Raw genomic sequence first — 21,110 nt, 5'->3', positions numbered from 1 at the left:
TCAGCCGAGAAGCCGCCCGGCGACGGCGTCGAGCCGGGCGACCAGCACCGGATCGCGCGCCTCGGGCGGCGTGATCAGCGCATGTTCCAGCGCCCTGTCGCAGCCGTGCGGACAGACGTGCGGCCGGTTGGCGGCCAGCAGCGGCGCGATGCCCTTGACCAGCGAGCGGGCGGCCTGGGCGTTGCGGTGCATGACCTCGACGATCGCGGCGACTTCGACCGCGCCATGTTGCTCGTGCCAGCAGTCGAAATCTGTGACCATGGCCACGCTGGCGTAACAAATCTCGGCCTCGCGGGCGAGCTTGGCCTCGGGCATGTTGGTCATGCCGATGACGTCGCAGCCCCACGAGCGATAGAGATGGGACTCCGCACGGGTGGAGAATTGCGGCCCCTCCATCGCAAGATAGGTCCCGCCCCGATGCAGCGTGACCTCGGCGAAATCGCCCGCTTCCTCGACAAGGTCGCCGAGGCGCGTGCAGACCGGGTCGGCGACCGAAACATGGGCCACCAGCCCCTTGCCGAAGAAGCTCTTCTCGCGGGCGAAGGTGCGGTCGATGAACTGGTCGACGATGACAAAGGTGCCGGGCGGCAGGCCCTCGCGGAACGAGCCGCAGGCCGACATCGACAGGATGTCGGTGACGCCGAGACGCTTCAGTGCGTCGATGTTGGCGCGGTAGTTGATATCGGTCGGCGACAGCCTGTGACCGGCGCCGTGCCGCGGCAGGAAGGCGATGTCGATCCCGCCCAAGCGGCCGACGGTGATCGCGTCCGACGGCGCGCCGAAGGGCGATTGCACCTGCACCGCCCGCCGATCCTCGATCCCCTCGATATCGTAAAGGCCGCTGCCCCCGATCACGCCCAGCATCGCCATGATGAATTCCTCGTCCGACCCAAGTGCCACCAAAGAAAAAGGGGAGGCTTTCGCCTCCCCTTCATCATCGCCCAACCGCAGGCTGGATCAATGACCCTGAACCTTCCGCCGCACCTTGCGATAGGTGAGGAAGGTGAAGATGGTCAGCAGGCCGAGGAAGCCCATCACCTTCACGCCGGCGCGCTTGCGATCTTCCAGCTTGGGCTCGGCGGCCCACATCAGGAAGGTCGCGACGTCGCGCGACATCTGCTCGACCGTCGCCTTGGTGCCGTCGGCATAGGTGACCTGATCGTCGCTCAGCGGCTTCGGCATCCCGATGGCATTGCCCGGGAACACCGTGTTGTACGACTTGCCGTCCGGCAGCGCGAAGCCGGCCGGGGTCTCGTGATAGCCGTTCAGCAGCGCGTGGATGTAATCCGGGCCGCCGACGCGGGCCTTGGCGATCAGCGACAGGTCGGGCGGCAGGGCGCCGCCGTTGGCCGCGCGGGCCGCCACTTCGTTCGGGAAGGGCGAATGGAAACGATCGGAAGGCTTGGCCTTCACGGTCGTCGGATCGCCGGCTTCGTCGAGCGCGGGGACTTCGTACTGCGCCGCCAGCGCCTTCACCTCGGCTTCCGAGAAGCCGATGTCCTGAAGGTTGCGGTAGGACAGATACTTCATCGAGTGACAGGAGGCGCAAACCTCCTTGTACACCTGATAGCCGCGCTGGAGCGCCGCGCGATCGAAGGTCCCGAAGGCACCGTTGAAGCTCCAGTCGAGCTTCTCGATGTGGGCCCCTTCATTCGCCTGGGCAACACCGGCACCGAGGCCGAGGGCGAGCAGCGCCGCGGCGCCGAGCTTGAACGAGGACATGTTCATCTCCCCTCCCTCACGCCTTGGCCGCATCGCCGAGCACCGCCTTGGCGATGGACTCAGGGACAGGCAGCGGTTTCTCGAACCAGGAGATCAGCGGCACGATGATGATGAAGTGCGCGAAGTAATAGACCGAGGCGATACGGCCGATGATGATCCAGATCCCTTCGGCCGGCATGGCGCCGACATAGCCGAGGATCAGGCCGTCGATCACGAACAGCCAGAAGGCCTGCTTGTAGATCGGACGGAACTTCGCCGAACGGACCTTCGAGAAGTCGAGATACGGCATGAAGAACAGGATCACGATCGCGCCGCCCATGGCGATGACGCCGCCCAGCTTGTCGGGCACGGCACGCAGGATCGCGTAGAACGGCAGGAAGTACCATTCGGGGACGATATGCGCCGGGGTCACCATCGGGTTGGCTTCGGTGTAATTGTCCGGATGGCCGAGGGCGTTCGGATTGAAGAACACCCAGTAGGCGAAGAACATCAGGAACACGCTGAGACCGAAGGCATCCTTCGCCGTGTAATACGGGTGGAAGGGCACCGTGTCCTGATCGCCCTTGATCTCGATGCCGAGCGGGTTGCTCGACTTCGTGGTGTGCAGCGCCCAGAGGTGCAGGAAGACCACGGCGCAGATCACGAAGGGCAGCAGGTAGTGCAGCGAGAAGAAGCGGTTCAGGGTCGCGTTGTCGACCGAGAAGCCACCCCACAGCCAGGTGACGATGTCGCCGCCGATCATCGGCAGGGCACCGAACAGGTTGGTGATCACGGTGGCGCCCCAGAAGGACATCTGGCCCCAGGGCAGCACATAGCCCATGAAGGCGGTCGCCATCATGAGGAGGAAGATCACGATGCCGAGCCACCACAGCAATTCGCGCGGCGCCTTGTAGGAGCCGTAGTAGAGACCGCGAAGGATGTGGATATAGACGACGACGAAGAACATCGACGCGCCGTTGGCATGGGCATAGCGCAGCAGCCAGCCGTAGTTCACGTCGCGCATGATGTGTTCGACCGAGGCGAAGGCCAGGGTGACATGCGGGGTGTAGTGCATGACCAGAATGATGCCGGTCACGATCTGGGCGACCAGCATGAAGCCGGCCAGCGAACCGAAGTTCCACCAGTAGTTGAGGTTACGCGGGGCCGGATAGGAAACCAGCGCACCGTCGATCGTCGAGATGATCGGCAGGCGGGCTTCGATCCACTTGATGACCTTGCTGTTGGTCTGGAACGGGGTCGACGAGCTCATGAATGTTGCCCTCAGCCGATCTTGATCTTGGTGTCGGACAGGAACTGATATTCGGGAATCGCCAGGTTCAGCGGCGCGGGCCCCTTGCGGATGCGGCCCGAGCTGTCGTAGTGCGAACCATGGCAGGGGCAGAACCAGCCGTCATAATCGCCCTGCTGGCCGAGCGGAATGCAGCCGAGATGGGTGCAGACGCCGACCATCACGAGCCACTGCTTCTTGCCTTCCTTGACGCGGGAAGCGTCGGTCGCCGGGTCGCGCATCTCGGACAGCGGCGCTTCTTCCGCTTCCTTGATTTCCTTTTCCGTGCGGTGACGCACGAAAACGGGCTTGCCGCGCCACATCACCGTGATGCCCTGACCTTCGGCGATCTTGGACAGATCGACTTCGGTGGACGACAGGGCGAGCACGTCGGCCGCGGGATTCATCTGGTCGATCAGCGGCCAGACAGTTGCGCCGGCCGCAACGGCGCCAAGGCCGATGGTCGCAACGTAAAGGAAGTCGCGCCGGGTTGCCTGGCCCGACCCATGCGCATCATGGCCGGCTGAGCTGGACGTCGCCATAAAAGACCCTCTGACGGTATGAGAAATCTGCCCTCTTAGTGGCATCCAAAATCTTGATTGTCCAGCACCCCGCAACTTGTGACACGATGCCGCACGGGCTTTTCCGCGGGCGGACCGTTTCCCAAATAGCGGTGCCGCCTGCCGGAAGCCTCATGCGTCTCGCCCTCTACTGTCCCGATATCCCGCAGAATGCGGGGACCATGATCCGGATGTGCGCCTGCCTCGGTCTCGGCGTCGACGTGATCGAGCCCTGCGGCTTCACCTTTTCCGATGCGTCACTGCGCCGCGCCGGCATGGATTACCTCGCCAGAGCGGCGATTCGTCGCCACGACGATTTCGCCGCCTTCGAGCGGGAACGGGCCGCATCGGGCGCGCGGCTGGTACTGTTGACGACCGCGGGCGATCTCACCCCCCACCGTTTCGCCTTCCGCGCCGACGATGTGATCATGGTCGGGCGGGAGAGCGCGGGCGTGCCGTCCGATGTGCAGGCCCTTGCCGATGCCCGGCTGCGCCTGCCCATGGTCTCTGCCGCGCGCAGCTTGAATGTCGCCGTTTCTGCCGCCATGGTCCTGCACGAGGCCCTGCGCCAGACCGACCTGTTCCCCGGATAGAAGACACAAGCATGACCGACGCGCTGAAGACCCGTGCCGCCGCCTGGTTCCAGGATCTGCGCGACCGCATCTGCGCCGCCTTCGAGGCGCTCGAGGATGCCCATGCCGGACAATACGCGGACAGGGCGCCGGGCCGATTCGAGCGTCAGGCCTGGGACCGGCCGGGCGGGGGCGGCGGCGTGATGTCGGTGATGCGGGGCCGCGTGTTCGAGAAGGTGGGGGTGAACATCTCCACCGTCTCCGGCACCTTCAGCCCGGAATTCGCGAAGAATATCCCGGGCGCGGCCGAGGACGGCCGCTTCTGGGCCAGCGGCATCAGCCTCGTCGCCCACCCGTGCTCCCCGCTGGTGCCGGCCGCCCATATGAACACGCGGCGGATCGAAACGACCAAGGGCTGGTTCGGCGGCGGCGGCGACCTGACGCCGACCTTCCCGGTGGCGGAAGATACCGCCGCCTTCCACGGCGCCTTCAAGGCCGCCTGCGACCGCTTCGACGCCGGCTATTACCCGCGCTTCAAGACCTGGTGCGACGAGTATTTCTTCCTGCCCCACCGGGGCGAGGCGCGGGGCGTCGGCGGCATCTTCTATGATCAGCTGGACAGCGGCGACCCGGAAGCGGATTTTGCCTTCACCCGCGCGGTCGGCGAGGCTTTCCTCGACAGCTATCCGAAGCTGGTCGCCCGCCACATGGACGAGCCCTGGACCGCGGAGCAGCGCGAGGCGCAGCTGGTCAAGCGCGGCCGTTATGTCGAATTCAATCTGCTTTACGACCGGGGCACGACCTTCGGCCTGAAGACCGGCGGCAATACGGAGGCGATCCTGATGTCGCTGCCGCCCGAGGTGAAATGGCCGTAAAGACCCGAGGGATCAGGGTCAGGCGCCGATCGCCATGATGCGGTCGACCTTCAGCACCACCATCAGCCCCTGTTCGAGGCGGAACACGCCGTCGGCGAGGTGACGCCAGCGACTGTCAAGGGTGGGCGGATTGGCTTCGAAACAGGCGCTGGCCAATTCGACGACCTCGCCCACCGCATCGACCAGCAGGGTGAAAGTCTCGCCCCGGTGGCTGACGGTGACGCCAACCCGCTTGCGGTCGCCGGTCAGCGGCGGCACCCGCAGCACTTCGCGCATGTCGATGGCGGTGACGATCTTGCCGCGCAGGTTGATGAGGCCGGCGACTTCGGCCGGGGCCAGCGGCACCCTTGTCACCTTCTCGGGCACGACGATATCGTGCACGTCGAGAATGGGCAGGCCGAACTGCTGGCCGGCGACGGTCATGGTGACGAACTGCCGCTGCTCGCCCGCCTGGGCCCCCTTCTGGACCCTGTCGTTTTCCCGGATTGCTGCCTCGGCCATGATCATTCCTCTGTCGTCTGAGCTGAGACTGCCGCGTCCTCGGTTAACAGGGCGCTAATCAGCTCATGCCGAGCAGGCGACGCCACCAGGCCGCCGGCTTCTTGCTCACCGGAGCCTTGGCCTGATGCAGGCGGGGCGCGATATCGACGCGCGTGGCGGTCGGGCCCTTGATGCCCTTGGGCCTGGCCGCCTGCCACTCCCACAGCGTGACCGTCGAATAGAGCCTTGTGTCGGGATCGAAGCGTTCGATCGTGACGCGCACGGCGGCATGGCCGGTGCGCAGCCTCTCGCCCAGCGCCAGCGCATCCTCGCGATTGTCCATCACGTCGACCACGTTCCAGCGGCCCGCGCGTTCGACCAGAATTTCGTAGACGAGCTTTCGCTCCGACAATTCGCTCATGGCTTGGTCCCGTACCCTGCGCGTGCGGTCCTTCGCGCCGGACGCGGCGCTCCTACCCCAGTCTGCGCAAGGAAACCTTGACCATTGGTTACCGGCCCCGGCATTAGTGGAAGCATCATGTCCGATTTTGAGTTCGAGGCCCAACAGTCGACTGCGTCTTCACAACCTGCCCGCGCCGGCTCGCTGCTTCGTCTCGCCTTCTCGCCCTTTCGCGCCCTGTATCGGGCGATCCTGCGCGCCACCCGCGAGGATGCGACCCATCTGGCCGCCTATCTCGCCTTTACCGGCCTGCTCGCCCTTTTCCCCTTCCTGATCGCCCTCGCCGCCCTCGCCGGCAAGCTGGGCACCGCCGCCTCCGCCACCCAGGCGGTGCAGGCGCTCTTCACCTTCCTGCCCGAGGATGTCGCCAAGACCCTGGCCCCCGCGGTGCGCCAGGTGCTCTCGTCCGGCGGCAAGACCAATCTTCTGACCATCGGCCTTCTGGTCACGCTCTATTCCGCCGCCAACGGCATCGCCGCCCTGCGGGTCGCGCTGAACCGTGCCTATGGCGCCGTGGAGCACCGCAACTTCATCTTGGTCAACCTGATCCACTTCGGCTTCGTCGTGTTGGGCGCGGTCGCCGTGATCGGCGTGTCCTTCGCCGTCATCCTCGGGCCGCAGCTGTGGGACTGGCTGGTCAAGCCCTATGCGCCGAAATCCTGGAGCCGGTCTTTGTGGGACGTGGCGCGCTATGGCGCGGGCACGCTGCTGGTCTTCGCCGCCCTCGTCTTCATGCATTGGTCGTTGCCGGCACGGCGCCTGAAAATACGTCTCGTCCTGCCCGGATCGATTCTGACAACCTTCGGCTGGATCATATCAGCCAGTCTGTTTTCGTTGTTTTTGCGCAACCTGGGTAACTATAATGTCACATATGGAAGCCTAGGCTCCATCGTGGTGGTGCTGGTATTCTTCTACGCCAGTGCCGCTCTTCTTCTGATCGGTGCCCATTTCAATGTGGCACTTTTCAAGATCGAACCTTCATCCCCCCCGCACCGTCAACCAAACCTTGCATTGGGTGCCATAACCGAGCTTAGCCGCCGTGCTTTACGCTCGATTTTCAGGAGTACGATGACCATGGACCGCCAGACCAAGCACACGGCTTTCGCCGGACGGCTCGTGATTATCGGTTTCGGCTCGATCGGCCAGGGTGTGCTGCCGCTCATCCTGCGCCATATCGACATCGCAGCGGACCGCATCACCATTGTCACCGCCGAGGACAAGGGCGCGTCCGTCGCCGCCGAACACGGCGTCGCCTTCATGCAGGAGCCGGTCACGCGCGAGAATTTCCGCGACCTGCTGAGCCCCATGCTGGCGGAAGGCGATTTCCTGCTGAACCTGTCGGTCGATGTCTCCTCCCTCGCCCTGATCGAATTCGCGCAAGAGCGCGGCGCGCTCTATCTCGACACCTGCATCGAGCCCTGGGCCGGCGGCTATACCGACACCTCGCTCAGCGCCTCCGCCCGCTCGAACTATGGCCTGCGCGAGCAGGCGCTGGCGCTCAAGGCGAAATTCCCCGGTGGGCCGACCGCCGTCCTGACCCATGGCGCCAACCCGGGCCATGTCAGCCATCTGGTGAAGCAGGGCCTGCTCGACATCGCCGCCGCCGTCGGCGAAAAGGCCGCCCCGCCGAACAGCCGCGAAGGCTGGGCCGCGCTGGCGCGGAAACTGGGCGTGAAGGTCATCCACATCGCCGAGCGCGACAGCCAGAAGGCCAATATCCCCAAGGCCATCGGCGAATTCGTCAACACCTGGTCGGTCGACGGTTTCGTCGGCGAGGGCTGCCAGCCCGCCGAACTCGGCTGGGGCACCCACGAGCGGCACTTCCCTGACGACGGCGCGCGCCACGACTTCGGCGCCGGCGCGGCGATCTATCTGAAGCGCCCCGGCGCCTCGGTCCGCATCCGCACCTGGACGCCGATGGAAGGCCCCTTCCACGGCTTTCTGATCACCCATTCCGAGGCGATCTCCCTTGCCGACTATCTGACGGTCGAAGAAGGCGGCAAAGCGGTCTATCGCCCGACCACCCACTATGCCTATCACCCCAGCGACGACGCCGTGCTTTCGGTCCATGAACTCGCCGGCAAGAACTGGCAGATGCAGGAGCGCAAGCGCCTGATGATGGACGAGATCATCTCGGGCTACGACGAGTTGGGCGTGCTGCTGGCCGGCCATGCCAAAGGCGCCTATTGGCTCGGCTCCCACCTCGACATCCATGCCGCGCGGGAACTCGCGCCCCATAACAGCGCGACCACCCTGCAGGTCACCTCGGCCGTGCTCGCCGGCATCGTCTGGGCGATGGAGAATCCGAGCCGCGGCGTGGTCGAGCCCGAGGAGATGGATTACCAGCGCTGCCTCGACGTCGCCGGGGTTTACTGGGGCCCCCGTGTCGGCGTCTTCACCGACTGGACGCCGCTGCAGGACCGCGCTGTCCTGTTCGAGGAAGATCTCGACGCCGCCGACCCCTGGCAGTTCAAGAACATCCGCGTGATCTGACACAAGGTCGCGTGCCCTGCCCCGCCCGCTCTCTTGCGCGGTGGGGCCGGGCGCACTAGTTTTTCCTATCGTCCCCGTTTCGTCCGCCCGCGCGCGGCGTCTGGAGCAGGCCCATGAGCGAAGAAGTTTTCGAGCGTATCCGTCGCGACATCGACGAAAATCCGGTCGTGCTCTACATGAAGGGCACGCCGATCTTCCCGCAATGCGGCTTCTCGGCCGCCGTGGTGCAGGTCCTCGGCCGCATCGGCGTGAAGTTCAAGGGCTTCGACGTCCTGTCCGACCCGTCGCTGCGCGACGGCATCAAGCTGTTCTCGGACTGGCCGACCATTCCCCAGCTCTATGTGAAGGGCGAATTCATCGGCGGCTGCGACATCGTCCGCGAGATGTATCAGACCGGCGAGCTGCAGGCGCTGCTGACCGAAAAGGGCATCGCCTTCAACGACGCGGCCTGAGGCGGCACGTGCCGGGGCGGGCCTCCCCGCCCCGGACCTCGCGTGCGATCAGAGCACGCCCAGCATCGAAGCGACCAGCGGATGGCGCACGATGTCCCGGTCCGACAGACGGACCACCGCGATTCCCGGCACGGTTTCCAGTTTCTGCGCGATGGTGGCGAGGCCCGACAGACCTTCGAGCAGGTCGCTCTGGTCCGGATCGCCGGTCAGCACCATGGTCGAATGCCAGCCGAGACGGGTCAGCAGCATCTTGATCTGGGCATAGGTGCAGTTCTGCGCCTCGTCGATCACCACGAAGGCCCCGTTCAGCGTGCGGCCGCGCATGAAGGCGACGGGCGCGATCTCGATCGAGCCATTGGCGAGATAGGCCTTGAGACGCTTGGCGCCCAGACGCTCGTTCAGGGCGTCGTAGAGCGGCTGCAGATAGGGCGCCAGTTTCTCGTGCATGTCGCCGGGCAGGAAGCCCAGGCTCTCGCCCGCCTCGACCGCGGGGCGTGACAGGACGATGCGGTTGACCGCGCCGGCCTCCAGCGCCTCGACCGCCTGGGCGATGGCGAGATAGGTCTTGCCCGTGCCCGCCGGGCCGAGGGCGAGGGTGAGGTTATGGCTCTGGATCGCGTCTATCAGGAGACGCTGGTTGTCACTCTGCGGCCTGACCTTGCGCACATAACGCTGCTCGCGGTCCTCTTCCTCCACCGGGTCCCAACCCGCGATTTCCTGAAACAGGGTGCGGACCTTGCTGTCGTGACCGTCGTTCTGGGACTTGATGCGGGTGGCTCTCTTGGTCATGCGGCACTCCTCGGATCGGGATGGAGAGGAAGGCGACGTTCACCCCCGCGCGCGGCCGGAACGGCAACAAAAAAGCCGCCAGAAACGGGCGGCTTCAACGCGCATGTCGACGCTGCGGCGACGCGGTGGAGAGGGGGGAAGATGTGGGGCGAAGGGGTCAGGGTGGATTACCTTTTCACCTTGGATCACAACACCCCTATTATGCGCCGGGTGCCGGCTTTGTCCGCAAGATTTTGCTGCGTCACACAAAAATAACACAAGGAAATGGGTATGACGGGGAAGTTCGGCCGGATTTTGAAGTGGATCGCGGTCGGCGCCGCCGCCCTCGCCGCAATCCTTGTGGTTACGGCGCTTTTCGCTGCCCTGTGGCTCATGCGGTCGGTGCCGCCGGCCAATGGCGAGACTGTCGTGGCGGGACTGGGCGCCCCTGTGGAGATTGTGCACGATTCGCGCGGAATCCCCCATATTCTTTCGCGGTCGCGAAGCGACGCCTATTTCACCCTCGGCCGCCTCCACGCCGAGGAACGGCTGTTCCAGATGGACCTGTTCCGTCGCTTCGGCCAGGGCCGGCTGGCGGAGGTGCTGGGCGCCCCGGCCGTTTCCTTCGATCTCTACGCCCGGACGATCGGCGCCGCCCGCCTCGCCGAGGCCGATCTCGCCACCGCCAGCCCGGAGCTGCGCGCCGTGCTCGAGGCCTATGCCGCCGGGGTGAACAGCTGGATCGCGGGCCGCGACCGCCCCCTGCCCCCGGAATTCACCCTGCTGATGTATGAGCCGGAGCCGTGGACGCCGGCGGACAGCCTCCTGATGGGCAAGCTGCTCGGCCTGCTGCTGACCAACAACTGGCAGACCGAGGCGCTGCGCGCCCGCCTCGCCGCCCGGCTCGACGGCGAGACCCTGGAAGGACTGACCCCGCCGGTCGGCGGCGGCCCGGCGCAGGACGGCGCCTCCACCCTCGACGGTTTCGCGCAGGCGCCTGTCGCTGGCGCCCTCGCGATGCTGAGCGGCTTCGACCTGCCGGCGGTCGCGCCGCTGGGCGCCGGTGCCTCCAACGCCTGGGCGGTCGACGGCACGCGCAGCGCGACCGGCAAGCCCATCCTCGCCAACGATCCGCATCTCGGCCTGATGGCGCCGGGGCTGTGGTATCTCGCGCATCTCTCGGCGCCGGACCTGACCCTGGTCGGCGCCACCCTGCCCGGCATCCCCATGGTGCTGATGGGCCATAACGGCAAAATCGCCTGGGGCCAGACCACGGCGGGCGGCGATGGCGCCGATCTCTTCGTCGAGACCGTCGATCCCGCCGACCCCGCCCGCTATCTGACACCCGACGGCTCCCTGCCCTTCGAGACGCGGGAAGAGAACATCCAGGTCCGCCTGGGCGAGACGCGCCATGTTACCATCCGCGCCACGCGCCACGGCCCCGTCATCTCCGACCTGTCGGCCGGCGACCTGCCGCGGCCCGACGGCACGGTGATCGCCCTCGCCCATGTCGGCCTGCTGCCGGGCGACAAGACCGCCGAGGCCATGCTGCGCTTCGCCGACGCCGGGAACGCCGGTGATTTCATGGCGGCCGCGCGTCTGTTCCACAGCCCGCACCAGAACCTGACCTTCGCCGATACGGCGGGCAGCATCGGCACCGTCGCCGCCGGACGCCTGCCGATCCGGAAAGGCGGCGACGGCCGACTGCCCGCCGACGGGGCGAGCGGCACCGGCGACTGGACCGGCTTCATCCCCTTCGAGGGCCTGCCGCAAGTGCTCCGCCCCGGCAGCGGCATGGTGCTGAATGCCAATAACGCCGTCACCGGCCCCGACTATCCCTATATGGTCGGCAAGGATTACGACGTGCCCTACCGGGCGGAACGGATCGCTGCCCTGCTGGCGGCGCGGCCGGACGGCTATACCGCGGACGATGCCGCCGCCGGGCAGGCCGACACATTCTCCCCCTTCTCCGCCGAATTCATGCCCCTGCTCATCGCCCTGCATGGCCCGGCAGAGGGGCGGACGCAGCAGGCCCTCGACCTCGTGAAGGCCTGGGATTTCAACCTGGAGAAGGACAAGCCGGCGCCGCTGATAGCCATGGCCTGGGCGCGCCACCTGAACCGGCGCCTGTTCGCCGCCCGGCTCGGCCCCGACTACGAGCGCTGGGCCGGCCTGCGCCCGCTTCCCTTGCGCGCGGCACTGGCCGGCACCGCCCCCTGGTGCGACGATCCCGCGACCGAGGGGGTGGAGGATTGCCCGGCCGCGGTGCGCGGGGCGCTGAGCGATGCCCTCGCAGAACTCGGCAGTGCCTATGGCGACGATCCCGCCGGCTGGCGCTGGGGCACGGCCCATGTCGCCGACATGCGGCACCCGATCCTGCGCTTCCTGCCTGTCGTCGGCAGCCTTGTCGCGATCGGGCCGCAGGTCGGCGGCGGGGACGACACCCTGCTGCGCGGCGCCATGCGTTTCTCGGACAACGACGCGCCCTATGCCAGCGTCCATGGCGCCGGCTTCCGGGCGATTTACGATCTCGCCGATCTCGGCCGCTCGCGCTTCATGATCGCCACGGGACAATCGGGCAATCCCTATTCACCGCATTGGGCCGACATGGCGCCCCTGTGGGCGGCGGACGACTATGTCAGGATTCCCCTGTCGGCCGATGATATCGAGGGCGAGCGCCGCAGATTGACGCCGGAAATGTGATCTTCGCCATAGTCTCAGCGCAATTTGCTGCATAAGCTCAATGGCACCGAAGCAACGAGGGGTCGGGCGTGGCGGTTGAACGGCACAACAGGCTGAGACGGGCGGCGATGATCGCCGCGGTCACGGCCCTGCCCGGCGCGATGGCGGAGGCCAGCCCGCTCGATGCCATTGCTGTGGTCAACGGTCGCCTGACCGGCGACATCAATGGCCAGATCGTCGATTCCCGCGATCTCGTCGGCAGCAGCTTCCAGGACGGACCGCTGACCTATTCCATCGTCGATGCCGCCAGCGACCCGTTCCTGCCCGGGCTCTGGCGCTATCGCATCACCTGGAAGGCCGACGACGGCCGCGACTGGAATGCCATGTGCCGCAACTCCCGCGGCTCGACCGGCTGGGCCTATGCCATCTCGGCCGACGATGGTCCGCGCTTCGTCTGCGAGGATACGGATATGGCCGTGTGCTTCGCCAAGGCCAACGGACTTTCGGTCCAGCGCGCGGTTGCTCTCTGTCTCGGAAATTGAGGGTTTCCGCCGTTTTGCGGCGCAAGACCTCTTGCCGCACTGCCGCAATATCATGGACACTGATCACGGGTGGACCTGCCCCCGCGGTCTCAGGAGTGCTGCCATGAATGCTGAAGCTTCTCCCCTCAAGTTCTCCCATGTGAAGGAAGGCGATACGCCCTTCATCAGCGAAGGCCTGCGCGACTTCTTCCTCTATCGCGACCTCGGCATCACGGCGGCGACCGGCGGCAAGGTGATTGCCCAGCTGGTCAGGGCCAACGAGGCGCCCGAGGCGGGCACGGGCTGGCACCGCCACGTCGCCGATTTCCACATCGTCATCATGCTGAAGGGCTGGGCCCGTTTCATGTATGAGGACAAGGACACGCTGGTCGAGGCCGGCGACTGCGTCCACCAGCGCCCGGGCATCGTCCATTATCTCTACGATTACTCGCCCGACATGGAATATCTCGAGATCGTCGGCCCGGCGGATTTCGCCACCGTCGAGGTCGAGGGGCCCTGCGCGGTGCCCGCGCCCAAGGGCTGGTGAGCGCGCGACCCGGCAGGATGTCCCCTGCCGGGCGCAGTCCTGGCGCTTAGAAGCTGGCCTGGCGCTTAGAGGCTGGCGTTCAGGCGCGCCAGCGCATCCGCCAGTTTGGCGCGCAGCTTGGCGGTCTCGTCCGCCCGCTCGCGCTGTTCCTCGACCACTTCCGGCGCTGCCTTGGCGATGAAGCCGGCGTTGTTCAGCTTGGCCGTGATCTTGGCCAGTTCCTGATCCGCCTTGCCGATTTCCTTTTCCAGCCGCTTCTTCTCGGCCGCGATGTCGATGACATCGCCCAGCGGCAGCGCCGCCGTGGTGCCGCCGACGACGAGCTGGACCGAGCCTTTGGGCGCGGCCTCGGCGAAGGAAATCCCGCCAAGACGGGCAAGCCGGGCGATCAGCTCGCCGTGACGCTCCGCCCGGCCCTTGGCCACCGCATCGGCCGCGACCAGCACCAGATCGAGCCTGGCGCCCGCCGGCACGTTGGATTCGGCGCGCAGGGCGCGGATTTCGGTGACGAGGTCGATCACCCACTGCACTTCGGCATCGGCGGCCGGATCGGCGATGGTCGCATCGACCGCCGGCCAGGGTGCCAGCACGAGGTCGCTCGCCCGGGCGATGCCCGCCGTCTCGGCCGTCTTGGCCCACAGCTCCTCGGTGACGAAGGGCATGAAGGGATGCAGCAGGACGAGGATGCGGTCGAGGACATGGGCGGCGACCGCCCGCGTCTCGGCCTTCACCGCTTCGTCCGTGCCGTTCAGCAGCGGCTTCACCAGCTCGAGATACCAGTCGCAGAACGTGCCCCAGACGAACTGATAGACGCCGAGCGCGGCCTCGTTGAAGCGATAGGCCTCGATGGCGGCGACGACACCCGCCGTCGCCCGCTCCGCCTCGCCCAGCAGCCAGCGATTGATCGTGTTGGTCACGGAAGCCGGCGCGAAACCGGGGACGATCCGGCATTCGTTCATCTCGCAGAAACGCGCGGCATTCCACAGCTTCGTCGTGAAGTTGCGATAGCCCTCGACCCGCTGGGTCGACAGCTTGATGTCGCGGCCCTGCGCCGCCATGGCGGCCAGGGTGAAGCGCAGGGCATCGGCGCCGAATTTCTCGATCAGGTCGAGGGGGTCGATCACATTCCCCTTCGACTTCGACATCTTCTGCCCCTTCTCGTCGCGGACGAGGGCATGGATGTAGACCGTATGGAACGGCACTTCCTTCATGAAGTGCAGACCCATCATCATCATCCGGGCGACCCAGAAGAAGATGATGTCGAAGCCGGTCACCAGCACGTCGGTCTTGTAGTGACGCTTCAGGACGTCGGTCTCCTCGGGCCAGCCGAGGGTCGAGAACGGCCACAGCGCCGACGAGAACCAGGTATCGAGCACGTCCTCGTCGCGGGTCAGCGGGGTTGCCGCGCCGTAATGGGCGGCGGCGGCGGACAGCGCCTCGGCCTCCGTTTCCTCGACGAAGACATGGCCGTCCGGCCCGTACCAGGCCGGGATCTGATGGCCCCACCACAGCTGGCGCGACACGCACCAGGGCTGGATGTTGTTCATCCACTCGAAATAGGTCTTGTCCCAGTTCTTCGGCACGAAGACCGTGTCGCCCTTCTCGACCGCCGCGATCGCCGGCTGGGCCAGGGTCTTGGCGTCGACATACCACTGGTCGGTCAGCATCGGCTCGATGACGACGCCGGAGCGGTCACCGAAGGGCTGCATCAACACATGGTCCTTGACCTCGACCAGGAAGCCCTGGGCTTCAAGATCCTCGACGATGCGCCTGCGCGCCTCGAAACGGTCGAGGCCGCGGTAGGCCGCCGGAATGAACTCGGCGTCGACGATGCGCGCGTGGATGTCGAGCACCGAAATCTGTTCGAGATTGTTGCGCTTGCCGACTTCGAAGTCGTTGAAGTCATGGGCCGGGGTGATCTTCACCGCGCCCGTGCCCTTCTCCGGGTCCGAATAGGTATCGGCGACGATGGGAATACGCCGGCCGGTCAGCGGCAGCACGACGAATTTGCCGACGACATCCCTGTAACGCTCGTCGTCCGGATGGACGGCGACGCCGCTGTCGCCCAGCATGGTTTCCGGCCGCGTGGTCGCGACCACGATCGACTGCTCGCTGCCCTCAATCGGGTAGCGGATGTGCCACATGTGACCCTTGGTTTCCCGGCTCTCGACCTCGAGGTCGGAAATCGCGGTCAGGAAATGCGGATCCCAGTTGACGAGGCGCTTGTCGCGATAGATCAGGCCCTGCTTGTGCAGGGTGACGAAGACCCGGCGCACGGCAGCGGACAGGCCGTCGTCCATGGTGAAGCGCTCGCGGCTCCAGTCGCAGGAGGCGCCGAGGCGGCGCAGCTGGCGGGTGATGGTCCCGCCCGAGACTTCCTTCCAGGCCCAGACCCGGCGGATGAACTCTTCACGCCCCAGCTCGCGCCGGGTGACATTCTCGCCCGACTGGGCCAGCTGGCGCTCGACCACCATCTGGGTGGCGATACCGGCATGATCGGTGCCGGGCTGCCACAGCACGTCGCGGCCGCGCATCCGCTCGAAGCGGCACAGGATGTCCTGCAACGTGTTGTTCAGGGCATGGCCCATGTGCAGGCTGCCGGTGACGTTCGGCGGCGGGATGACGATGGTGAAGGGCTCGCCTGCCGTATTCCGCCCGGCCTTGAAGGCGCCGGACTGCTCCCAGGCCGCATAGAGCCGGGGTTCGGTTTCCTGGGGATCGTAGGTTTTTTCGAGCATGATCGAATCTTGAAGGACAGGGCCCCACCGCCCGAGCGGGGCTACAGGGCCCGGCGGCGACGGAGCGAAGGCCGGCATCGCGCCGGCCGAAAAAGGATCAGAGCGAACCGCGCCCCGTGATACGGGCCAGTTCCTCGGCGACCGCCCGTTCTACGATGGCGGGCAGATGGGCGTCCAGCCAGGCTTTCAGCATGGGACGCATCAGATCCTCCGCCACCTGTTCGACAGTGCGGCCGTCGCCGACCGACTCACGCGGGGAAACAGAGGGGCGGGCGGCATCGGCCACCTGGGCGAAAGCATTGCGCGCCTGATTCGCGATCGGCGTTGAAACCAGCGGCTCGCGGGGCGGCGGGGCACTCGACATCGGCATGTCCTCTTGCGCGACCGGGGCGGCCGGCGGAACGGTTGTGTCGGCTTCGACGAAATTATCGAGCGGCGCGGCATCCGGAACGATCATGGGCGCGACCGGCGGCGGCGGCGCATCGACCGGCCTCACCTCCACCGGGGACGCCTCGGCCGGAAGCGACTCGCGCTCTTCGTGCGGTGGCAGCGACACGACGCTGCCATCGTCCGCCACCATTTCGGTCAGGTCGAGCACGGCGGCAGGCGCCGGCTCGGCAGGCGCGGCTTCCCTGCCCTCGCCTTCCTCCGCGATGATGCGGCGGATCGAGGCCAGGATATCTTCCATCGACGGATCGGCGGCACCCTTCGCCGCGTCGCCGTCCCGCTTCAACTCATCGCTCATTCCACGTCCCTGCCGCCCGGGGCAACCCTTGTAACCGCCAAAACTACGTTACACGGCAGCCGATGGGAAGGGGCCGCGCAGGCGCCGATGCGGGATCGGCCCCGGTCAGTCGTAACCGAACCAGCGGCCCCGGGTCTTGTCGTAATGGGCCAGCGGGTCGTAGCGGTCGCCCGGCAGGTTGAGGTTTTCCGCCGTCAGCCGGCCGACGGCCGACAGCAGCGAGAAGGCGGCCGAATATTCGCTGCCCTGGGCCCGAACCAGCGCCACATTGGAGTTCAGCAATTCCCGCTCGGCGTCGAGCACATCGAGCACGGTGCGGGAGCCGACGGCCGATTCCTGCCGCACGCCCTCGAGCGCCAGCGTGTTCGCCGCCACGGCCTGCTTCTGGGATTCGATCACCGCCCGGGCGGCGCGCAGCTGATCGAGAGCGTTGGACGCGCCTTCGACCACCGAACGCTGCGCTGCCGAGACTTCGGAGAGGCGCTGGCTGGCGGTCTGCTGATTCTGCCGGATCGCCGCGTATTCGGCGCCCGACTGGTAGAGCGGCACCGAGACCTGAAGCTCGATCAGGGCGTCATCCGTGCGCGACACGCTCGCGCTCTGATCGCCGGCGCGGGCGATCTGGCCGTGCAGGCTGACCTGCGGCAGGATCGCGCTGCGGGCGATGTCGATGCCATCGCGCGCCGCCGCCTCGGCATAGCGGGCGGCATTGAGGTCGGGATTCTCCGCGAGGGCGATGGCGCGCGCCTCGTCGAGGCTGGGCGGCAGCGCCGGCAACGGCGGCAGAGGCTGCAGCGCGCCGGGCGCGGTTCCGACCGCGCGCTCATAGTTCTGGCGGGCCTGGTTCAGGTCCGCTTCCGCGCCCTTCAACTGCGACACGGCTTCCGCCAGGCGGGCTTCCGACTGGGCGACGTCGGTCCGGGTCAGTTCGCCAACGCGGAAACGGTCGCGCGAGGCATCGAGTTCGCGCTGCAGAACCTGCACGTTCTTCTGGTTCAGCTCGACCACGGCCTGATTCGTGATGATGCTGACATAAGCCTGGACCACCGAGAGCAGGATGCTCTGCTCGGTCGATTTCAGCTGGGCCCGACCCGCCAGCACCTGATTGTCGGCGGCACTGGTCTCGGCCGTGGTGCGCCCGCCGCGATAGATCGGCTGCGTGCCCGACAGCGCGACCGACCACGGATTGAGGTCGGAACTGACTTTGCCAGCGGCCGGCACGGTGTTTTCCTGCGACTCGAAGCCGCCGGCGCCGGAAATGGTCACCGTCGGACGCCAGCCCGACAGCGCCTTGGCGATTTCCTCGTCCGTCGCGCGAAGAGCGGCCCGCTGCGCATCCAGGGTCGGATTGGACGCATAGGCCGTCGCAAGCGCGTCGTTCAGGGATTCGGCGAAGGCCGGCGTGCCGCCAACGATCGCCATCAGCGCCACGAGACTTACCAAACGCTTAGCCATCTTCACCGTCCCGCCCTTGCTGCCTTCCGGTTCGGAAGCAATGGACTTCAAAATACAGGGACCACCCGGCGAAGACAATCGAGGCCGGATGGCGAAAGATACATAGAATGAGCGTTCATTCTAGCGGGCAGTCAAGCACCATTTATCAATGGCTGACCAGCGCCCCGCCAGCCGTCAGTAGCGCGCCATTTCGGGTGCGACGACTTGCGCCCAGCGATCCACGCCGCCCGACAGATTGATCGCCGTGTCGATCCCCTGGCGGCGCAACCACATGGTCGCCTGAAGGCTGCGCATACCGTGATGGCAGACGACCACAATGTCCTGGCCTTCCGCCACCGCGGCGGGATCGAACGCCGAGGTCAACTGGCCGAGCGGAATATTCACCGCGCCGTCGAGCCGGCAGAGGTCGAATTCCCACGGCTCGCGCACGTCGAGAATGAAGGGGCGGTCTCCGGCGGCAAGACGCGCCGCCAGGGCTTCCGCCTCGATCTGCAACGCGGTCATGCCCTCAGAACACGAAGGCGGCGGGACGGGCGAAGCCCGGCAGGGCCGGCGTCGCCGCATCGAACAGTGGACGGTTGCCGACCACGCCGCCGACCTTGGTGTAGAGCGTGGCGACACCGATCGGGCCATCGCGCAGCACCGCGATCAGCCGGCCGCCTTCGGCCAGCTGGGCGAAGAGCGCCGCGGGCACTTCGGGAACCGAAGCCTCGAGCAGGATCACGTCATAGGGGCCGGCAGCGGCGTGGCCCTTGGTCAGGTCGCCGACCACCACCGTGACATTGCCGAGGCCAAGGCCGGCCACCGCCGCCTTGGCCTTGTCCGCGAGACCGGCATCAGCCTCGAGCGCGACCACCTGCCCGGCGATATGGCCAAGCACGGCGCTGGTGTAACCGGCACCGGCCCCGAGATCGAGCACCTTGTCGGTCGAACGGATCGCCGCTTCCTGCAACATGCGGGCGAAGACCCGGGGCTCCACCAGGTAGCGGCCGCCGCCGATGCTCAAGTCTTCGTCGACATAGGCGACGGGCTTCAGCGCCTCAGGCACGAACTCCTCGCGCGGCACGGCGAGCAGCGCCTCGTGGACGCGGCCATCGGTGACCTTGTTCGTCTTGATCTGGCTTTCCAGCATCAGGCGACGGAGCGCGGCGAAATCGGCCATGACTGTGATCCGGTTGAATGATGATCCCTGACTTATACGAGGTCGCCCGGCCGCTTTCAACGTATGCGGCGGCGCAAAAGGGCTCCTGGCACGGCTTCGCTCGGTTGCTTTGGTCGAAGGGGTCTGCTATATCCCCCGCTCTCTGCGAGGCGACGTGGCGGAATGGCTACGCAGCGGACTGCAAATCCGTGTATACCGGTTCGATTCCGGTCGTCGCCTCCAGGGATAAATGCACAAAGGCCTTTGCTTCGAGACGAATCGACGGTATAAGGCCGGCCTCCGCTTCGGCGGGAACAGTTTCGCCGGCTAGCCCGGCTGTTCCCCGGTAGCTCAGCGGTAGAGCAACCGGCTGTTAACCGGTTGGTCGCTGGTTCGAATCCGGCCCGGGGAGCCAAATCAGAACCCCGCATCGCTTCGCGCGATGCGGGGTTTTCTTTTGCCTGCCCCTCTTCTCTCAATACTTCAAGACAAGGGGCCGAATCGACGGCGCCCGAGGCGAACTGATTCCTCGTCTCCCGACCACGTCATGAATAGAGAAAGAATCGGCCGTCAGGCCCGGAAACAAAAAAGCCGCCCCTTTTGAGGGCGGCTTCTTGTTTCGTGGTGGCGCGAGTGGCGGGGCTCGAACCCGTGACCTCCGGCGTGACAGGCCGGCGCTCTAACCAACTGAGCTACACCCGCTGAACCAGCGAAGGCCGCCCTTGTACCGGCGCCCTCGATTCTTGTCAAAGCCTGAAATGGCCTCGTCGCGACATTTCCCGGCATCGGCCAGCAAAGTCGCGCGGCCAAGAAAAAAGGCCGCCCCGGGGGGCGACCTTTTTCGAGAACCTTCGATGGTGGCGCGAGTGGCGGGGCTCGAACCCGTGACCTCCGGCGTGACAGGCCGGCGCTCTAACCAACTGAGCTACACCCGCTGAACCAGCGAAGGCGGTCCTTTTATGCTGCGGCTCCAAGGGTGTCAAGCGTCTTTCACGACGTTGGCGACCTGAGGCTTCAGCCCAAAGGAAAAGAAGGCATGGTGGGCGATGACGGGATCGAACCGCCGACATCCTCGGTGTAAACGAGATGCTCTACCGCTGAGCTAATCGCCCTTGCCCATGCCTGTTCCGGACACCCACGGCCCGGAAAGAGGACCGGCCGCGCCCAAAGGTGCGGCCGGCAACAGAAGTCGATACGGCCGGCTTGTGGCCGGTCGCGGCGAACCTCAGTTCAGCGCGTCCTTGAGGCCCTTGCCCGGACGGAACTTCGGCTGCACCGACGCCGGGATTTCGATCTTTTCGCCCGTGCGCGGGTTGCGGCCTTCGGAAGCCGCGCGCTTCTGCGCATCGAACGTGCCGAAGCCGACCAGACGCACGTCGTCGCCCGCCTTCAGCGCATTGGTGATCGCCTCGAAAACGGCGTCGACGGCACGGCCCGCGTCCGCCTTGGAAAGACCGGCCGAGTCAGCGACTGCCGCGATGAGATCGTTCTTATTAGCCACTCTCGCCCCCTTGATGAGGTTGTTCGTTCCGACCGAAACGCCCGTCGGAATCGCCGCGATCTTAAGAGCGGCCCCTAGGGGCGTCAAAGCAAAAACCGAGGATTTCCGCCATTTTGAGCGCCTAAAAAAAA

Annotated in this window: 20 protein-coding genes, 5 tRNA genes and 1 pseudogene; 10 read left to right on the top strand and 16 right to left on the bottom strand. The window is 66.2% G+C overall.

The features are described from left to right. The 4 genes from DKG74_RS01195 to petA form a co-directional block, all read right to left on the bottom strand. Entirely contained in the window at positions 1-870 is an 870-nt protein-coding gene (locus DKG74_RS01195) for an S-methyl-5'-thioadenosine phosphorylase (protein WP_207779188.1), read from the bottom strand. Positions 871-957: 87 nt separating this feature from the next. Continuing rightward, positions 958-1,722, bottom strand: coding sequence for a cytochrome c1 (locus tag DKG74_RS01190; RefSeq protein ID WP_109902605.1), 765 nt, complete (start codon positions 1,720-1,722; stop codon positions 958-960). Between the two features lie 16 nt (positions 1,723-1,738). Next, positions 1,739-2,971, bottom strand: coding sequence for a cytochrome b (locus tag DKG74_RS01185; RefSeq protein ID WP_109901764.1), 1,233 nt, complete (start codon positions 2,969-2,971; stop codon positions 1,739-1,741). 11 nt (positions 2,972-2,982) lie between these two features. Continuing rightward, the gene (gene petA / locus DKG74_RS01180) at positions 2,983-3,531 is read right to left on the bottom strand and encodes a ubiquinol-cytochrome c reductase iron-sulfur subunit (RefSeq protein ID WP_109901762.1); all 549 of its coding nucleotides are present in this window, start codon (positions 3,529-3,531) and stop codon (positions 2,983-2,985) included. Between the two features lie 152 nt (positions 3,532-3,683). Here petA and DKG74_RS01175 point away from each other — a divergent pair, with 152 nt between their 5' ends. Beyond that, entirely contained in the window at positions 3,684-4,142 is a 459-nt protein-coding gene (locus DKG74_RS01175; RefSeq protein WP_109901760.1) for a tRNA (cytidine(34)-2'-O)-methyltransferase, read from the top strand. Between the two features lie 11 nt (positions 4,143-4,153). Then, on the top strand, positions 4,154-4,996 hold the full coding sequence (gene hemF / locus DKG74_RS01170; protein ID WP_109901758.1) for an oxygen-dependent coproporphyrinogen oxidase: 843 nt from the start codon (positions 4,154-4,156) through the stop codon (positions 4,994-4,996). Positions 4,997-5,014: 18 nt separating this feature from the next. Here hemF and DKG74_RS01165 read toward each other — a convergent pair whose 3' ends face one another. After that, positions 5,015-5,497: a chemotaxis protein CheW gene (locus DKG74_RS01165; protein ID WP_109901756.1), complete on the bottom strand. Its 483-nt coding sequence runs from the start codon at positions 5,495-5,497 to the stop codon at positions 5,015-5,017. Between the two features lie 58 nt (positions 5,498-5,555). Next, positions 5,556-5,897 carry a hypothetical protein gene (locus DKG74_RS01160; protein ID WP_109901754.1) on the bottom strand — a complete coding sequence of 114 codons (342 nt, stop codon included), beginning with the start codon at positions 5,895-5,897 and terminating at the stop codon, positions 5,556-5,558. Positions 5,898-6,014: 117 nt separating this feature from the next. On the opposite strand from DKG74_RS01160, the pseudogene DKG74_RS22130 reads away from it, so the two are divergent. The 3 genes and pseudogenes from DKG74_RS22130 to grxD form a co-directional block, all read left to right on the top strand. Next, positions 6,015-6,890: pseudogene (locus DKG74_RS22130) on the top strand (YihY/virulence factor BrkB family protein); the annotation flags it as partial. A 120-nt stretch (positions 6,891-7,010) separates the two neighbouring features. Beyond that, a complete protein-coding gene (locus DKG74_RS22125) occupies positions 7,011-8,429 on the top strand; it encodes a homospermidine synthase (RefSeq protein WP_243404007.1) in 1,419 nt (472 codons plus the stop codon). Between the two features lie 113 nt (positions 8,430-8,542). Then, positions 8,543-8,881, top strand: coding sequence for a Grx4 family monothiol glutaredoxin (gene grxD, locus DKG74_RS01150; protein WP_109901750.1), 339 nt, complete (start codon positions 8,543-8,545; stop codon positions 8,879-8,881). Between the two features lie 48 nt (positions 8,882-8,929). On the opposite strand, the gene DKG74_RS01145 is transcribed toward grxD, so the two are convergent. After that, entirely contained in the window at positions 8,930-9,670 is a 741-nt protein-coding gene (locus DKG74_RS01145) for a PhoH family protein (protein ID WP_109901748.1), read from the bottom strand. Between the two features lie 270 nt (positions 9,671-9,940). On the opposite strand from DKG74_RS01145, the gene DKG74_RS01140 reads away from it, so the two are divergent. From DKG74_RS01140 to DKG74_RS01130, 3 genes are all read left to right on the top strand, one after another. Further along, on the top strand, positions 9,941-12,352 hold the full coding sequence (locus DKG74_RS01140; RefSeq protein WP_165837469.1) for a penicillin acylase family protein: 2,412 nt from the start codon (positions 9,941-9,943) through the stop codon (positions 12,350-12,352). Between the two features lie 68 nt (positions 12,353-12,420). Beyond that, on the top strand, positions 12,421-12,873 hold the full coding sequence (locus DKG74_RS01135; RefSeq protein ID WP_133251460.1) for a hypothetical protein: 453 nt from the start codon (positions 12,421-12,423) through the stop codon (positions 12,871-12,873). A 103-nt stretch (positions 12,874-12,976) separates the two neighbouring features. Continuing rightward, positions 12,977-13,399 carry a cupin domain-containing protein gene (locus DKG74_RS01130; protein WP_109901742.1) on the top strand — a complete coding sequence of 141 codons (423 nt, stop codon included), beginning with the start codon at positions 12,977-12,979 and terminating at the stop codon, positions 13,397-13,399. 65 nt (positions 13,400-13,464) lie between these two features. Here the strand turns inward: DKG74_RS01130 and DKG74_RS01125 are convergent, their stop codons facing one another. The 5 genes from DKG74_RS01125 to DKG74_RS01105 all read right to left on the bottom strand — a co-directional run bounded on the left by DKG74_RS01125 (position 13,465) and on the right by DKG74_RS01105 (position 19,499). Continuing rightward, positions 13,465-16,137, bottom strand: a complete 2,673-nt coding sequence (locus DKG74_RS01125; RefSeq protein WP_109901740.1) for a valine--tRNA ligase — start codon at positions 16,135-16,137, stop codon at positions 13,465-13,467. A gap of 97 nt (positions 16,138-16,234) precedes the next feature. Beyond that, complete coding sequence (locus tag DKG74_RS01120) at positions 16,235-16,882, bottom strand: DUF2497 domain-containing protein (RefSeq protein ID WP_109901738.1); 648 nt, start codon at positions 16,880-16,882, stop codon at positions 16,235-16,237. Between the two features lie 105 nt (positions 16,883-16,987). Next, a complete protein-coding gene (locus DKG74_RS01115; RefSeq protein WP_133251459.1) occupies positions 16,988-18,337 on the bottom strand; it encodes a TolC family outer membrane protein in 1,350 nt (449 codons plus the stop codon). A gap of 174 nt (positions 18,338-18,511) precedes the next feature. Beyond that, the gene (locus tag DKG74_RS01110; protein WP_109901734.1) at positions 18,512-18,841 is read right to left on the bottom strand and encodes a rhodanese-like domain-containing protein; all 330 of its coding nucleotides are present in this window, start codon (positions 18,839-18,841) and stop codon (positions 18,512-18,514) included. A 4-nt stretch (positions 18,842-18,845) separates the two neighbouring features. Further along, positions 18,846-19,499: a protein-L-isoaspartate O-methyltransferase family protein gene (locus DKG74_RS01105; RefSeq protein ID WP_109901732.1), complete on the bottom strand. Its 654-nt coding sequence runs from the start codon at positions 19,497-19,499 to the stop codon at positions 18,846-18,848. Between the two features lie 148 nt (positions 19,500-19,647). Between DKG74_RS01105 and DKG74_RS01100 the strand changes: the two genes are divergently transcribed. Then, positions 19,648-19,721: transfer RNA gene (locus DKG74_RS01100), tRNA-Cys, on the top strand. 97 nt (positions 19,722-19,818) lie between these two features. Continuing rightward, a tRNA-Asn gene (locus tag DKG74_RS01095) sits at positions 19,819-19,893 on the top strand. A gap of 210 nt (positions 19,894-20,103) precedes the next feature. On the opposite strand, the gene DKG74_RS01090 is transcribed toward DKG74_RS01095, so the two are convergent. The 4 genes from DKG74_RS01090 to DKG74_RS01075 form a co-directional block, all read right to left on the bottom strand. Further along, positions 20,104-20,180: transfer RNA gene (locus DKG74_RS01090), tRNA-Asp, on the bottom strand. A 156-nt stretch (positions 20,181-20,336) separates the two neighbouring features. Then, positions 20,337-20,413 (bottom strand) — tRNA-Asp (locus DKG74_RS01085). A 102-nt stretch (positions 20,414-20,515) separates the two neighbouring features. Continuing rightward, a tRNA-Val gene (locus DKG74_RS01080) sits at positions 20,516-20,590 on the bottom strand. A 113-nt stretch (positions 20,591-20,703) separates the two neighbouring features. Then, on the bottom strand, positions 20,704-20,979 hold the full coding sequence (locus tag DKG74_RS01075; protein ID WP_109901730.1) for an HU family DNA-binding protein: 276 nt from the start codon (positions 20,977-20,979) through the stop codon (positions 20,704-20,706). Between the last annotated feature and the right edge of the window lie 131 nt (positions 20,980-21,110).

It is taken from the genome of Zavarzinia aquatilis (assembly GCF_003173035.1).
GTDB classification, from domain to species: domain Bacteria; phylum Pseudomonadota; class Alphaproteobacteria; order Zavarziniales; family Zavarziniaceae; genus Zavarzinia; species Zavarzinia aquatilis.
Note: the sequence above shows the minus strand (reverse complement) of the source record. Positions and strands in the feature narration are given on the sequence as shown.

Bases quoted from the DNA above. Each gene is read 5' to 3' on its own strand.
- DKG74_RS01195 (WP_207779188.1), bottom strand. From the start codon at position 870: ATGGCGATGCTGGGCGTGATCGGGGGCAGCGGCCTTTACGATATCGAG.
- DKG74_RS01190 (WP_109902605.1), bottom strand. From the start codon at position 1,722: ATGTCCTCGTTCAAGCTCGGCGCCGCGGCGCTGCTCGCCCTCGGCCTC.
- DKG74_RS01185 (WP_109901764.1), bottom strand. From the start codon at position 2,971: ATGAGCTCGTCGACCCCGTTCCAGACCAACAGCAAGGTCATCAAGTGG.
- petA (WP_109901762.1), bottom strand. From the start codon at position 3,531: ATGGCGACGTCCAGCTCAGCCGGCCATGATGCGCATGGGTCGGGCCAG.
- DKG74_RS01175 (WP_109901760.1), top strand. From the start codon at position 3,684: ATGCGTCTCGCCCTCTACTGTCCCGATATCCCGCAGAATGCGGGGACC.
- hemF (WP_109901758.1), top strand. From the start codon at position 4,154: ATGACCGACGCGCTGAAGACCCGTGCCGCCGCCTGGTTCCAGGATCTG.
- DKG74_RS01165 (WP_109901756.1), bottom strand. From the start codon at position 5,497: ATGGCCGAGGCAGCAATCCGGGAAAACGACAGGGTCCAGAAGGGGGCC.
- DKG74_RS01160 (WP_109901754.1), bottom strand. From the start codon at position 5,897: ATGAGCGAATTGTCGGAGCGAAAGCTCGTCTACGAAATTCTGGTCGAA.
- DKG74_RS22125 (WP_243404007.1), top strand. From the start codon at position 7,011: ATGGACCGCCAGACCAAGCACACGGCTTTCGCCGGACGGCTCGTGATT.
- grxD (WP_109901750.1), top strand. From the start codon at position 8,543: ATGAGCGAAGAAGTTTTCGAGCGTATCCGTCGCGACATCGACGAAAAT.
- DKG74_RS01145 (WP_109901748.1), bottom strand. From the start codon at position 9,670: ATGACCAAGAGAGCCACCCGCATCAAGTCCCAGAACGACGGTCACGAC.
- DKG74_RS01140 (WP_165837469.1), top strand. From the start codon at position 9,941: ATGACGGGGAAGTTCGGCCGGATTTTGAAGTGGATCGCGGTCGGCGCC.
- DKG74_RS01130 (WP_109901742.1), top strand. From the start codon at position 12,977: ATGAATGCTGAAGCTTCTCCCCTCAAGTTCTCCCATGTGAAGGAAGGC.
- DKG74_RS01125 (WP_109901740.1), bottom strand. From the start codon at position 16,137: ATGCTCGAAAAAACCTACGATCCCCAGGAAACCGAACCCCGGCTCTAT.
- DKG74_RS01120 (WP_109901738.1), bottom strand. From the start codon at position 16,882: ATGAGCGATGAGTTGAAGCGGGACGGCGACGCGGCGAAGGGTGCCGCC.
- DKG74_RS01115 (WP_133251459.1), bottom strand. From the start codon at position 18,337: ATGGCTAAGCGTTTGGTAAGTCTCGTGGCGCTGATGGCGATCGTTGGC.
- DKG74_RS01110 (WP_109901734.1), bottom strand. From the start codon at position 18,841: ATGACCGCGTTGCAGATCGAGGCGGAAGCCCTGGCGGCGCGTCTTGCC.
- DKG74_RS01105 (WP_109901732.1), bottom strand. From the start codon at position 19,499: ATGGCCGATTTCGCCGCGCTCCGTCGCCTGATGCTGGAAAGCCAGATC.